Source organism: Arthrobacter sp. P1_B4, from assembly GCF_056406555.1.
On record NZ_JBFTZW010000082.1, the window covers coordinates 1 to 13142 of the forward strand.

Here is a 13142-nt window from a genome sequence, read left to right on the forward strand (position 1 = left end):
GGTGGGGGACGTGCCCTCACCGTCAAAGCACAGGACAAGAGCTTGGGGGAACGGGCAGACGATTTCGGGCCGCAACGGCTGGGCCAGATTGGCATCGCGTGTCCGTCGCCAAGAGTCCCGCAAAAGAGTCCCTCGCGGACTCAGGAAAGGAACACAGGAACTATGGTTCACAAAGTAAAGGCGGTCATCGCCAAGGAAAAGAATGCCCCTGTTTCGGTCGAGAACATCCTCGTGCCGGATCCCGGACCCGGTGAGGCGCTTGTGGACATTCTGACCTGCGGCGTCTGCCACACTGATCTCCACTATAAGCAGGGCGGAATCACCGATGATTTCCCCATCCTGCTGGGCCATGAGGCCACCGGCGTGGTCAGCGCCGTGGGACCGGATGTCACCGAGGTCGCTCCCGGGGACCGCGTGATCCTGAACTGGCGCGCGGTGTGCGGCGAGTGCCGTGCCTGTGCCAAGGGCCAGCCGCAGTACTGCTTCAACACCCACAATGCAACGCAAAAGATGACTCTGGAGGACGGCACCGAGCTGACGGCCGCGCTGGGCATCGGGGCCTTCGCCGAGAAGACGCTCGTCGCGGCCGGGCAGTGCACCAAGGTTGACGAGGACGCCGATCCCGCAGCTGTCGGGCTGCTCGGCTGCGGTGTGATGGCCGGCATCGGCGCCGCCATCAACACCGGTGAGGTCAAGCGCGGCGAATCCGTCGCCGTCATCGGCTGCGGCGGCGTGGGCATCGCCGCGATCACCGGCGCGAAGCTGGCCGGCGCGACGACGATCATCGCGGTGGATATCGACCCCAACAAAGTGGAAATGGCCAAGTCCCTCGGCGCCACCCACGGCGTGGACTCGAGCAGGGAAGACCCGATAGAAGCCATCCGGGCGCTGACCGGCGGCAACGGTGCCGACGTCGTGATCGAGGCGGTGGGACGCCCCGAAACGTACAAGCAGGCGTTCTACGCCCGGGACCTCGCCGGCCGCGTAGTGCTGGTGGGCGTGCCGACACCGGACATGTTGCTCGAGTTGCCGCTGCTGGATGTCTTTGGCCGCGGCGGGTCGCTGAAATCCTCCTGGTACGGAGACTGCCTGCCGTCCCGCGACTTCCCGATGCTGGTCCAGCACTACAAGCTCGGCAATCTGGACCTGGACGCCTTCGTCACCGAACGCATCACCATCGACCAGGTGGAAGAGGCCTTCGGCAAGATGCACGAGGGCAAGGTCCTGCGCTCCGTGGTTGAAATCCGGCCGGCCGCCGATCTCGCGGCCGTGGCGGAGCCCGCATGAGCGTCACCATCGAGAGCCTGGTGACGTCGGGGACGTTTTCGCTCGACGGCGGCACCTGGGACGTGGACAACAACGTCTGGATCGTCGGCGACCGCGAAGAATGCGTGATCATCGATTCCCCGCACGACGCAGCCGCAATCATCGACCAGGTCCGCGGCCGGAAGGTCCTTGCCATCCTGCTCACCCATGCGCACAACGACCACATCGGCGCGGCCCGCGAGGTCGCAGCGGCGGTGAATGCCCCCATCCACCTGCACCCCGATGACCTGATGCTCTGGGAAAAGGTTTATCCCGACGTCAAGCCGGACCGTGATCTTGCCGATGGCGAGGTCTTCCGCGTGGGAGGCGCGACACTGAGGGCCATCCACACCCCCGGCCACTCACCCGGATCCACCTGCTTCCTGCTGGCGGGGGAGGGAACGGTGTTCACCGGCGACACTCTGTTTAACGGGGGCCCAGGGGCGACCGGCAGGTCCTACAGCGACTACCCGACCATCCTCTCCTCGATCCGGGAACGGCTGCTGACGCTCCCTCCCGAAACCGTGGTCCGCACCGGGCATGGCGACAGCACCACAATCGGGGCGGAGCGGGAGACGCTGACCAAGGTGAAGCTGTGAAATTAGGCAGGCAGCCGGCTCCCGTCGCGGACATTAACGAGGACGAGCTGGAAGTCCACACACCGAAGAAGCAAGCAGCCGGTGTCAAGGCAGTGATGGTGGCGCTGGAGCGCGCCGTGGCCCAGGCCGGAGTATCCCGGACGGCCCACTCGCTGCTGCGGCTGAACCAGCGCGGCGGGTTCGACTGTCCGGGCTGCGCGTGGCCGGAATCGGATAAGAAGCGCAAGGCGGCCGAGTTCTGCGAGAACGGCGCGAAGGCGGTGGCGGAGGAGAACACCCTGCGCACGGTCGGGGCGGAGTTCTGGGCCCGGCATTCCATCGCCGAACTGGCTGGGAAGACGGAATACTGGCTGGGCAACCAGGGCCGGCTCAGTGAGCCCGTGGTCATCCGGGAAGGAGACGCGCATTATTCGCCGATCTCCTGGGCCGAAGCGTTCGGTCTGATCGGGGAGCACATCCGCGCTTCAAGCCCTGACCGCTGCGTTTTATACACCTCCGGGCGTACGGCCAACGAGACGGCGTTCATGTACCAGCTGTTCGCCCGGGCCCTGGGCACCAACAACCTGCCGGACTGCTCAAACATGTGCCACGAGTCCTCGGGTTCGGCGCTGAATCCGACCATCGGGATCGGCAAGGGCACCGTGTCCCTGGACGATATCCACGACGCGGAACTGATTTTTGTGGTCGGGCAGAATCCCGGCACCAACCATCCCCGGATGCTCTCAGCGCTCAAGGAATGCAAGGACAACGGCGGCAAGGTGGTGGCGGTGAACCCGCTGCCCGAGGCCGGGCTGTTCAACTTCAAGGACCCGCAGACCGTCTCCGGTGTGCTCGGCAACGGCACACCTTTGGCCAACGAGTACCTGCAGATCAAGGTGGGCGGGGACCTGGCTTTGTTCCAGGCCTTGGGCCACCTGCTCTTGGAGGAGGAAGATCGGGCACCCGGCACTGTCGTCGACCGGACTTTCGTCGAGGCGCAGACGGACGGCTTCGACGCCTACCGCGACGCCCGCCGGGAGCTGGACTGGGAAGAGACCGAGAAGGCCACCGGCCTGGCCCGGACGCAGATCGAGGACGTCGCCGGAATGCTGATCCGGTCCAAGGCCACGATCTTCTGTTGGGCCCTTGGCGTGACGCAGCAGCCGCACTCCGTGGACACCATCAAGGAAATGGTCAACGTCCTGCTCCTGCAGGGCAACTTCGGCAAGCCCGGGGCCGGGGCCTGCCCGGTCCGCGGGCACTCCAACGTCCAGGGTGACCGGACCATGGGCATCTGGGAGAAGCCCAAGGAATGGCTGCTCGAAGCCCTGGACAAGGAATTCGGGATCACGTCTCCGCGCGGCCACGGCTACGACGCCGTCGAGGCCATGGAGGCCTTTGAGCGGAACGAGGTGGATGTGTTTGTGTCCATGGGCGGCAACTTCTCCCTCGCCTGCTCCGACACCGAAACCCTGGAAGCCGGGATGCAGCGGATCGGACTGACCGTCCACATCTCCACCAAACCCAACCGCTCCCACATCGTGCACGGGCGCACCTCGCTCATCCTTCCCACCCTGGGCCGGACAGACAGGGACGACAAGCACCCGGGCGGCGCCCAGTTCCTGTCCGTGGAGGATTCCATGTCCGTGGTCCACTCCACGCAGGGCCGGCTGAAGCCGGTCTCCGAGCACCTGCTCGCGGAGCCGGTGATCATCGCCCGGATGGCTGACGCCACGCTCGGCGAGGACCATCCGGTCAACTGGAAGGCCATGGCCGGGGACTATGACGTGGTCCGGGACCACATCTCCCGCGTCATCCCGGGCTTCCAGGACTTCAACGCCCGGATCCGGACCAGGAACGGCTTCGTACTGCCCAACCCGCCGCGGGACACCCGGTCCTTCAAGACAGACATCGGCCGCGGACGGTTCACCGTCAGCCCGCTGGAGTACCTGACCCCGCCCCAGGGCCACCTGGTCCTCCAGACCATCCGCAGCCACGACCAGTACAACACCACGTTCTACGGCGTGGATGACAGGTACCGCGGGATCTCGGACGGACGCAGGGTGATCCTGGTGCACCCTGCGGACCTGGCGGAGCTCGGTTTCCAGGACCGGGACCTGGTGGACGTGGTGAGCACGTTCCGGGGTCACGACCGGCAGGCGGACAAGTTCCGGCTCGTGGCCTACCCGACGGCCAAGGGCTGCGCTGCGGCGTATTTCCCCGAGGCCAACGCCCTGGTCCACAAGGAGAACGTGGCACGGGAATCCAACACCCCGGGCTTCAAGGCGATGTTCGTCCGCTTCGTGCCGCACCCTGTGGAGCGCCTCGAGCCGGCTGCCGCGCTTGGGGCGGCCACGGCGAGCTAGCCACTGCGACGGAGCGGCCCCGCTTCCTGGTTGGGATCCAGCCCGGGAGGCGGGGCCATTCCGTTGCGCCTCTCTTGCTCCACGTGGCAGATAACGGCAGTGTCCGACGCCGGGACTGCCGTTAAATGCCAGCTGGCGGCAGGAGGGCGGACTCCATTGTCTGTTCGCGCGAACGGCCCGCCAGCCTCGGGATTTCCCCAGACCGGCGGGCCGGATCGCGTCAGCCGCGCAGCCGCTCCATGCCGGGATCGAAGAGCGGCTCGGCCGTGACAGTCGCCGCGATGCGCCCGCCGAAGTACTCCACCTCTACGGCGTCGCCCTCGGTCACCGAGGCAGGCAGCCAGGCATAGGCGAGGGGCTTGCGGACCGAGTAGCCGTAGGCGGCGCTGGTGACATAGCCGGCGGCCTCGCCGTTGACGTACACCGGTTCCTTGCCCAGCACCACGGATGTGCCGTCGTCCACGGTCAGGCACCGCAGCGCCCTGGTGGCCGGCAGTTCCCTGAAGGCGGCCAGGGCGTCGCAGCCCACGAAGCCCTCTTTGTCCTTGGCGATCGAGAATCCCAGGCCGGCCTCGTAGGGGTGGTGCTGGGAGGTCATGTCCGTGCCCCACAACCGGTAGCCCTTCTCGAGCCGCATGCTGTTGAACGCTCCACGCCCGGCCGCGATGATGCCGTGCTCCTTTCCTGCATCGAAGAGGAGGTCCCACAGCTTCAGCCCGTACTCGGCGGTGGTGTATAGCTCCCAGCCAAGCTCGCCTACATAGGAGAGCCGCATGGCGGTGACGGGGATGCCGCCCACCGAGATGTCCTTGGTGCGGAAGTACTTCAGGCCCTCGTTGCTGAGGTCGTCCGTGCTGAGCTTGCCGATCACTTCACGTGCCAGCGGCCCCCAGAGCCCGATGCAGCACGTGCTGCCGGTGATGTCGGAAACGTGCACCCACCGGGCTGGATCCGCCGCCGACTGCTTCCTGGCCTCGACACGGAGGTAGTCGAAGTCCACGTTGCTGTTCACGCCGAGCTGGAACTGCTCCTCAGCGAGCCGGGCGACCGTCACGTCGCTGCGGATGCCGCCGTCGTCCGCCAGCAGGAGGCAGTACGTCACGGCACCCGGCTTCTTTGCGATGTTGCCGGTGCTCAGCCGCTGCAGCAGTGGCAGCGCCCCGGGCCCCGTGACCGCCAGCCGCTTCAGCGGCGTCATGTCATAAAGCCCGACGGCGGTACGCGTCTTCCACGCTTCGGCCGCCGAGATGGGGGAGTGGAACATCGCGGACCACTCGTCCCGCTCGGGTGCCTGCCATTGCACCGGCAGTTCGTCGAGCAGGCCGCGGTTGGCCTCGAACCAATGCGGGCGCTCCCAGCCAGCGGACTCCAGGAAGAACGCCCCGAGCTCCTTCTGACGGATGTTAAACGGGCTGACGCGCAGGTCCCGCGGGGATTCCTTCGGCTGCAGCGGGTGCAGGACGTCGTAGATTTCCACGAAGTTCTGCTGGGACGTTTCGCTGACATACTGGTCGCTGGTCTGGACCTTCTCGAAGCGCGTGAGCTCGCAGCCGTGCAGGTCGGTGCGGGACTGGCCCTCGATGAGCAACTCCGCCATGGCCCTGGCGACGCCGGCTGAGTGGGTGACCCAGACTGCCTCGGCAACGAAGAAGCCGTCGACGTCGGGGGACTCGCCCAGCAGAGGGCCGCCGTCGGGAGTGAATGAGAAGATGCCGTTGAACCCGTCCTCGATCCGGGCCCCGCGCAGGGCCGGAAGGAGGTCCTGGCTGTCCTCCCAGGCGGGCAGGAAGTCTTCCATGGTGAAGTCCAGGCGCGAGGGCATCCGGTGATCGGACATCTCCTCCGCGCCAACGCGGGGAAGCCGTTCCATGTCCACCGGCATCGGACGGTGCGCGTAGCTGCCGATGCCGATCCGGTCGCCGTGCTCGCGGTAGTAGAGGTCCTTGTCCTGGAAGCGCAGGATGGGCAGTCGGGCCCCGTTGGGAAGTTCGTTCCGGCCCTTCAGCTCCGGAAGTGGCGTGGTCTTCACGTACTGGTGCGCCAGCGGCAGCAGCGGCACCTTCAAGCCAACCATCTTGCCGAGCTCGCGGCCCCAAAACCCGGCGCAGGACACCACAATGTCCGCCGGGATCACGCCGTCGGCCGTTTCGACGCCGGTGACCTTGCCCGAGGTCTGTTGGATGCCTGTCACGGTGGTGGAGCCGAGGTAGGTCACGCCGGCTTGGCGGGTGCGGCTGATCAGCAGCTGGACGGCGCGGGCGGCGGAGGCCAGGCCGTCCGTCGGGACGTGAAGGCCGCCGAGGACCTGGTTGCCGTTCGCCAGCGCCCCGGTGGTCAGCAGCGGGTAGTGCTTCCCGCACTCGTCGGGGTCGATGATCCGGCCTTCGATGCCCCAAGAGGTGGCGTACCCCAGCTTGCGCTTGAGGTCCTGCAGCCGCACCTCGGTGGTGGCAAGCTCAAGCCCGCCGAGCTGGTTGAAGCAAGACACTCCGTCGGCGCTGAGGGAGAGCAGCTTGTCCACCGTGTAGCTGGCGAATTCCGTCATGGTCTTGGACGGGTTGGTCTGGAAGACCAGGCCGGGGGCGTGCGAGGTGGAACCGCCGGCCAGTTCCAGCGGACCCTGCTCGACGACCGTGAGGTTGTTCCAGCCGCGGCTGGCGAGTTCGTCCGCGAGGTTGGTGCCGACGATGCCGGCGCCGATGATGACGACGCGTGGTGATGCGCTCATAAGTTGTTCTCCTGGTTCGCGTTAGCGGAATACGACGGTGCGGGTGTTGTTGAGCAGGACGCGGTGCTGGCAATGCCACTTCACAGCCCGGGACAGGGCCTGTGATTCGGCGTCCCGGCCAACCGTCACCAGGGCGTCCGCATCCAGGCTGTGGTCCACCCGGAAGACCTCCTGCTCGATGATGGGTCCCTCATCCAGGTCCGGCGTCACGTAGTGCGCCGTGGCCCCGATGAGCTTCACGCCGCGGTCGTAAGCCTGGTGGTACGGCTTCGCGCCCTTGAAGCCCGGCAGGAAGGAATGGTGGATGTTGATGGCCCGGCCGCGCAGGTTTGTGCACAGATCATTGGACAGCACCTGCATATACCGCGCCAGGACCACCAAGTCGGCGTCGTACCCGGCCACGAGTTCCAGCAGCCGCGCCTCGGCTTCCGGTTTGGTGTCGGGGGTCACCGGAACGTGGATGAACGGGAGCCCGGCGTTTTCGGCCATAGCGCGAAGGTCCTCATGGTTGGAAACCACGACGGCGATCTCCGCACCCAGGCTGCCCGCGCGCCACCGGTAGATCAGGTCGTTCAGGCAGTGGCCGAATTTGGAGACCATGACCAGGAGGCGCTGCGGCCGGCCGTCGTGGAAGGTGAAGTCCATGCCAAATTCGGCGGCTGTTGCCGCGAAGCCGGCCGTGAGCCTCTCCGCGATGGAAACCCGGTCGTTGAGCCCGTCGAAACCGGGATCTGGACGGGTTCCGTCACCGGTGTCCGTGCGCCCGCCGGTGAAGGCGGTGCGCAGAAACAGGTTCCCGCTGACGTGGTCATCGAACTGCTGATGCTCCACGATGTCGAAACCGCGGTCGGCCAGGAAGGCGGTGACGGCCCGGACGATGCCGGGCCTTTCGGGGCAGGCCAGGGTGAGGACGAACTCAGGCGTGCGGGTTTTGGGCGACGAGGGCTTAGCAGCGGCCTCGRCCGTTGCGGCTGGAATGCCGCCGGCGGGGCGGCCATCAAGAATTGTGGTCACGATTTCCTCCTACTTCGTGGCGACAGCGTCGGGAGAGGCGCCGGATTTGGCGTCGCTGTCTGTGGCATCGCCGGGGCAGCGGGTGACTGAGGAACAGCGTCCGTCGCACTCATGCTTGGTCACGAGATCAAACTGGACGCCTCCGTGCTGTTCCACGCCGGTGCGGATGGCACGTTCGACGACGGTCGTGGCGAGCCTCTGTCGCAAGGCCAGCGGATCGCGGCGCAGGTCACGGGCCAGTGCGACGCACAGCAGCAGCATGACCAGAACGAAAGGCAGGGCGGCCACGATTGTGATGCGCTGCAGGCCGGATAGTGCTTCGGACGGTTCATCGCCGCCGGCCAGGAGCATCACGGCTGCCACTCCGCCGGTCAGCAGGCCCCAGAAGATCACCAGTCCGCGGCGAGGTTCGCTGGCTCCGTTGGAGCTCAGCGAGGCCATGATGATGGAGGCTGAGTCTGCTCCGGTGATGAAGAAGATTGCCACGAGGACCATGGCCAGGACGATGACTGCGGTGGTTGCCCAGGCAGGCATGTTCAGGTTCTTGACCAGGTCGAAGAGGGCACCGTCGAAGGATATGGAGGGTGCGCCGTCGACCATTTTCACGAGGCCGTCAGCGGGGTTCTCCGTCTTGTCGGCTTGCTGCTGGATGCTGAAGGCAGTGCCGCCGAAGATGCCGAACCAGATCACGCTGACAATGCTCGGAACCAGCAGTACTCCGGTGACGAACTGCCGGATGGTGCGTCCCCGGCTGATGCGGGCGATGAACATTCCAACGAACGGCGTCCAGGACAGCCACCAGGCCCAGTAGAAGATCGTCCAGCTGGACATCCAGCTCCGCAATGCCTCGTCTCCCACGGCTTCCGTCCGGGAAGACATTTCGGCCAGGTCCCTGGCATAGTCACCGATCGCGGCTGGAATCAGGTTGAGGATGAAGAGCGTGGGGCCGGCAACAAAGACGATGAGTGCCAGGACGACGGCCAGGACCATGTTGATGTTGGACAGCCATTGGATGCCGCGGCTGATGCCRGATACCGCGGAGGCCACGAAGCAGGTGGTCAGGATAGCAACGATCACCACGAGCACCGGGGTGCCGATCTCCCCGACCCAGCCATTGGACGTCAGGCCGCTGCCGATCTGGAGGGCGCCAAGGCCCAACGACGCTGCGGTGCCGAACAGCGTGGCGAAGATTGCCAGGATGTTGATGAACTTGCCGACGGGCCCTTCGACCATCCGTATGCCAAAAAGCGAGGTGAAGGCCGCAGAGATGAGTTGTTTGCGCCCCAGACGGTAGCTGCCGTAGGCCATGGCGATGCCAACAACCGCGTACATTGCCCAGGGGTGCAGGGTCCAGTGGAAGATGGACGTTGCCATGGCGGTCTGGATGGCTGCGGGGGTCCGTCCGTCCACGGTTCCGGGCGGCGGTGAGATGTAGTGGTACAGGGGTTCAGCCACGCCGTAGAACATGAGCCCGATGCCCATGCCTGCCGCAAACATCATGGCTATCCAGGAGATGGTGCGGAATTCGGGTTTTTCCCCGTCTTTGCCCAGCGGGATGTTGCCGAACTTACCGACGGCGAGCCACAGCACGAATACCACGAAGAGAGAAGCCAACACCATGAAGAGCCAGCCGGTGTACTCCATGACCCAGTCGAGAACGCCCTGCGACGTGGCAGAAAGGCTATCCCTTCCGAGGAAACCCCACATCACGAAGGCGACGGCGCATGCACCCGTGATCCCGAATGTGACCTTGTCGAGGGTCAGCTTGCGGTTCCGACGTTCCGTCACGGCCCGCTCGGTCTTGCCCTGACGCAGTTCCTGCAGGAGCTGATCATAGTTTTCGGTATCCGGGACGAATGCGGGAGGGAGGGGATCCGGGGCAGTTGGCTCCACTTCCAAAGGTGTTGAAGGCGTGAGGACTGCCGCCTGCCCGGCGGGGGTGGTGACGTTGACGTCGGTGTCCACACCGATGTCACTGTTCAAGTTCGTGTCGCTGTTCAAGCCAATGTCACTGTTCAATGCCATGAGGGATTCCTCTGTTCGGATTCATGGGCTGGGGCTAGACGTGGCCGTCCACTGTCAGGCCTGGGGGGAGGTTGGGAACCTCATTGGATTCGGTGATCATGATGTCGCCGTCGATCACTGTGACTTCGTGGGAGCGGACCGGCAGCTTGGCCGGCGGGGCGTCGACGCTTCCCGTACGCAGGTTGAACCTGGATGCGTGGAGCRGGCATTCGACCCAGCAGTCCTCCACCCAGCCGTCCGCCAGGGAAGCATCCTGGTGGGTGCATGTGTCGTCAATGGCAAAGAGTTCGCCTTCCTCGGTGTGGAAGACGGCGATGGGCGGTGAGGTGTTCAGCCGCAGCGCTTCCCCGGGCGCCAGTTCGCTGAGCGGGCATGCCTTGTGCATGGAGGGACCTCTTCTTCGGTCGGGATCCGTGGCTGTGCAACTGCCGCTGGTCGTGTTCCGTAGTGAACAACAGCAATCGCAATAAGCAACAGAGTGCGGTAGGTCACAATGCTTGTCAAGGTATTACCTCTCTGTTTCGCGCCAGGGTCCCTTTGGCGGAGGGACCCTTGACAGTGGGCGTGGCATGAATCACGCTGTTGCATATAGCGATTGTTGTTGCGTAAGAAGCAATTGAAGGGACGTCGAAATGCAGACGCTTGCGATTGTGGGAGCTTCCCTGGCGGGTCTTTCCGCCGCCCGGGCGGCCCGCGCCCAAGGCTTTACCGGCCGGCTGGTCATTATTGGCGACGAGCCGCACCGGCCGTACGACCGGCCGCCGCTGTCCAAGGACTTCCTGCTCGGCGCCATCACAGCGGAGGACCTTTTCCTGGAGTCCGACGCCGACGAGCTGCAGGCCGAATGGCTGCTCGGAGCCGGAGCCGCGTCCCTGGATGCCTCTTCGCGAACCATCCTCCTGACGGACGGCCGCAGCGTGACAGCGGACGGAATTGTCATTGCCACCGGCGCGAAGGCACGGCAGCTGCCTATCTTGGCGGGGCTGAGCAATGTGTTCACGTTGCGCACCCTGGCGGACGCACAGAGTCTTGCCCCCGAGCTGGTGCCCGGGAGCAGGATGGCTGTGATCGGGGCCGGATTCATCGGCGCCGAGGTGGCCTCCGCTGCCGCGTCGCGCGGCATGGAAGTCACGATGATCGACACCAAGGCCGTCCCGTTCGCCGCCCAGCTCGGTACGGAGATGGGCGGCGTGGTGGCCGGGCTCCATGCCGCCAACGGCGTGGAGCTCATTTCCTCAGCAGTCATAGAGGACTTCTACAGCGGCGAAGGCAACGTCACCGGGCTCCGGCTGGCCGGTGGACGCTATGTGGCCGCCGACGTCGTGGTGGTTGGCATTGGAGCCGAGCCGAACACCGGCTGGCTGGAGGGCTCCGGCGTGGAACTCCGCGGCGGTGTGTTGTGCGATGCCATGGGCCGCACCGGTGTCCCCGGGATCGTGGCCGTGGGCGACTGCGCCTCCTGGTTCGACCATGCAGCCGGCACACACCGCCGGGTGGAGCACTGGACCGGCGCCCTGGAGCGTGCGGCCCTGGCCGTTGAGGCGCTGCTGGACTCTGATGCCCCACCGAAGCCGGCAAAGCCTCACTATTTCTGGTCCGACCAGTACGGCGTCAAGTTGCAGTTCGCCGGCCACTGCGCCGGCTATGACCGGGTGGAGATCGAAGTCGGCGACGTCCTGACGCATAGCTGTCTTGCCGTGTACTACCGGGGGGATGTTCCGGTGGCGGTTCTCGGGATGAACCAGCCGCGGCTGTTCACGAAGTGGCGGCGCCTGCTCGCTGCACCCGCCCGGCCACTGGGCTCGCCCAGCGGGCAGGCTGCCTGTGCGGACGCCTCCGCGCTGGTGGCCCTGGTGGGGGCTGCCGCCGTGTCCTGACAACCGTGCCTGAAACCTGACCCAAGAATCCCGTCCCAACAAGTTCCAGCTTTCGTTGTTCGTTTTGTTCGTTAGGAGGACAAATTGTCTGTTGAGGTAAGCGCTCCGAGTCTGATCCCCACCCTGCCCGGTTACACGTACGTGGATGAAGCCGTATTCCGGGCGGAGCAGGAGCGGATCTTCGAGCAGATGTGGTTCTGCGCCGTCCGGTCCGCGGACCTGGACAAGGCGGGTGCCTGGAGGACGGTCCAGGTGGGGCGGGAGAGCGTGTTGATCAGCCGGACCCGCAAGGGCGGAATCCGTGCCTTCTACAACATCTGCCGGCACCGGGGCGTCAAGCTGTGCATGGAAGAGCAGGGCGAAGCCGCCCGCTCGTTCCAGTGCCCGTACCACGCCTGGACCTATGACTTCGAAGGCAAACTCATCGCGGCCCCCAACCTGACCAAGATGCCGGACATCGACCGGGACGAGTACGGCCTGGTGAAGGTCCATATCCGCGAATACCTGGGCTACGTCTGGGTGTGCCTGGCTGACGAGCCGCCGTCATTCGAAGAGGAAGTGATGGGTGCCATCGAGGAACGGCTCGGCGACCTCAAGGCGATCGAAGGCTACGACGTGGCCAACCTCAGCCTGGGCCGCCGGATCCGCTATGACGTGAAGGCGAACTGGAAGCTCATCATCGAGAACTTCATGGAGTGCTACCACTGCGCCACGATCCACCCCGAACTCACCGAGGTGCTGCCGGAATTCGCTGACGGCCTGGCTGCGCAGTACTTCGTGGGCCATGGCGCCGAGTTCGGCGAGGACGTCAAGGGTTTCACCATCGACGGCTCGGAAGGGCTGGACCTGATTCCGGGGGTGGGGGAGGACCAGGACCGCCGGTACTACGCCATCACCATCAAGCCCACAGTGTTCGTGAACCTGGTCCCGGACCACGTGATCATCCACCGCATGTTCCCTATGGCCGCGGACCACACGATCGTGGAGTGCGACTGGCTCTACGTGCCCAGCGTCGTGGAGAGCGGCAAGGACGTCAGCGCGTCCGTGGAGCTGTTCCACCGCGTCAACCAGCAGGACTTCGACGCCTGCGAGCGGTGCCAGCCGGCCATGGGATCGAAGGTCTATGCCAAGGGCGGCGTGCTGGTGCCCAGCGAGCACCACATCGGCGCCTTCCACGACTGGGTGCAGGAGAAGGTGGGGGACATCGTGGCCGGTTCCTGAGCCGAACCCGGCCGAATCTCAGCTGGTG

Annotated in this window: 9 protein-coding genes; 5 read left to right on the forward strand and 4 right to left on the reverse strand. The window is 65.5% G+C overall.

The window, feature by feature from the left end:
- Nucleotides 1-162 precede the first annotated feature (162 nt).
- The 3 genes from AC1D1W_RS17220 to AC1D1W_RS17230 are packed head-to-tail and all read left to right on the forward strand — an operon-like array spanning nucleotide 163 to nucleotide 4249.
- On the forward strand, nucleotides 163-1287 hold the full coding sequence (locus AC1D1W_RS17220; protein ID WP_476944325.1) for an S-(hydroxymethyl)mycothiol dehydrogenase: 1125 nt from the start codon (nucleotides 163-165) through the stop codon (nucleotides 1285-1287).
- The gene (locus tag AC1D1W_RS17225; protein WP_243177883.1) at nucleotides 1284-1904 is read left to right on the forward strand and encodes an MBL fold metallo-hydrolase; all 621 of its coding nucleotides are present in this window, start codon (nucleotides 1284-1286) and stop codon (nucleotides 1902-1904) included. Before AC1D1W_RS17220 ends, AC1D1W_RS17225 begins: the two co-directional genes overlap by 4 nt.
- The gene (locus AC1D1W_RS17230; protein WP_476944326.1) at nucleotides 1901-4249 is read left to right on the forward strand and encodes an FdhF/YdeP family oxidoreductase; all 2349 of its coding nucleotides are present in this window, start codon (nucleotides 1901-1903) and stop codon (nucleotides 4247-4249) included. Before AC1D1W_RS17225 ends, AC1D1W_RS17230 begins: the two co-directional genes overlap by 4 nt.
- A 220-nt stretch (nucleotides 4250-4469) precedes the next feature.
- Here AC1D1W_RS17230 and AC1D1W_RS17235 read toward each other — a convergent pair whose 3' ends face one another.
- The 4 genes from AC1D1W_RS17235 to AC1D1W_RS17250 are packed head-to-tail and all read right to left on the reverse strand — an operon-like array spanning nucleotide 4470 to nucleotide 10401.
- Nucleotides 4470-6977, reverse strand: coding sequence for a GcvT family protein (locus tag AC1D1W_RS17235; protein WP_243177881.1), 2508 nt, complete (start codon nucleotides 6975-6977; stop codon nucleotides 4470-4472).
- Between the two features lie 21 nt (nucleotides 6978-6998).
- Nucleotides 6999-7991 (reverse strand): formyltetrahydrofolate deformylase, encoded by a 993-nt coding sequence (gene purU, locus AC1D1W_RS17240; RefSeq protein ID WP_476944327.1) that lies wholly within the window; start codon nucleotides 7989-7991, stop codon nucleotides 6999-7001.
- A 9-nt stretch (nucleotides 7992-8000) separates the two neighbouring features.
- The gene (locus AC1D1W_RS17245; RefSeq protein WP_476944328.1) at nucleotides 8001-10016 is read right to left on the reverse strand and encodes a BCCT family transporter; all 2016 of its coding nucleotides are present in this window, start codon (nucleotides 10014-10016) and stop codon (nucleotides 8001-8003) included.
- A gap of 34 nt (nucleotides 10017-10050) precedes the next feature.
- The gene (locus AC1D1W_RS17250; RefSeq protein WP_476944329.1) at nucleotides 10051-10401 is read right to left on the reverse strand and encodes a bifunctional 3-phenylpropionate/cinnamic acid dioxygenase ferredoxin subunit; all 351 of its coding nucleotides are present in this window, start codon (nucleotides 10399-10401) and stop codon (nucleotides 10051-10053) included.
- Between the two features lie 247 nt (nucleotides 10402-10648).
- Between AC1D1W_RS17250 and AC1D1W_RS17255 the strand changes: the two genes are divergently transcribed.
- Together AC1D1W_RS17255 and AC1D1W_RS17260 are read left to right on the forward strand one after the other, a co-directional pair.
- Nucleotides 10649-11893, forward strand: a complete 1245-nt coding sequence (locus AC1D1W_RS17255; RefSeq protein ID WP_476944330.1) for an NAD(P)/FAD-dependent oxidoreductase — start codon at nucleotides 10649-10651, stop codon at nucleotides 11891-11893.
- A gap of 84 nt (nucleotides 11894-11977) precedes the next feature.
- Entirely contained in the window at nucleotides 11978-13114 is a 1137-nt protein-coding gene (locus AC1D1W_RS17260; RefSeq protein ID WP_243177876.1) for an aromatic ring-hydroxylating oxygenase subunit alpha, read from the forward strand.
- The last annotated feature ends 28 nt before the right edge of the window (nucleotides 13115-13142 follow it).

Excerpts from the sequence above, each read along its gene's own strand:
- AC1D1W_RS17255 (WP_476944330.1), top strand. The coding sequence starts at position 10,649 with ATGCAGACGCTTGCGATTGTGGGAGCTTCCCTGGCGGGTCTTTCCGCC.
- AC1D1W_RS17220 (WP_476944325.1), top strand. The coding sequence starts at position 163 with ATGGTTCACAAAGTAAAGGCGGTCATCGCCAAGGAAAAGAATGCCCCT.
- AC1D1W_RS17235 (WP_243177881.1), bottom strand. The coding sequence starts at position 6,977 with ATGAGCGCATCACCACGCGTCGTCATCATCGGCGCCGGCATCGTCGGC.
- AC1D1W_RS17225 (WP_243177883.1), top strand. The coding sequence starts at position 1,284 with ATGAGCGTCACCATCGAGAGCCTGGTGACGTCGGGGACGTTTTCGCTC.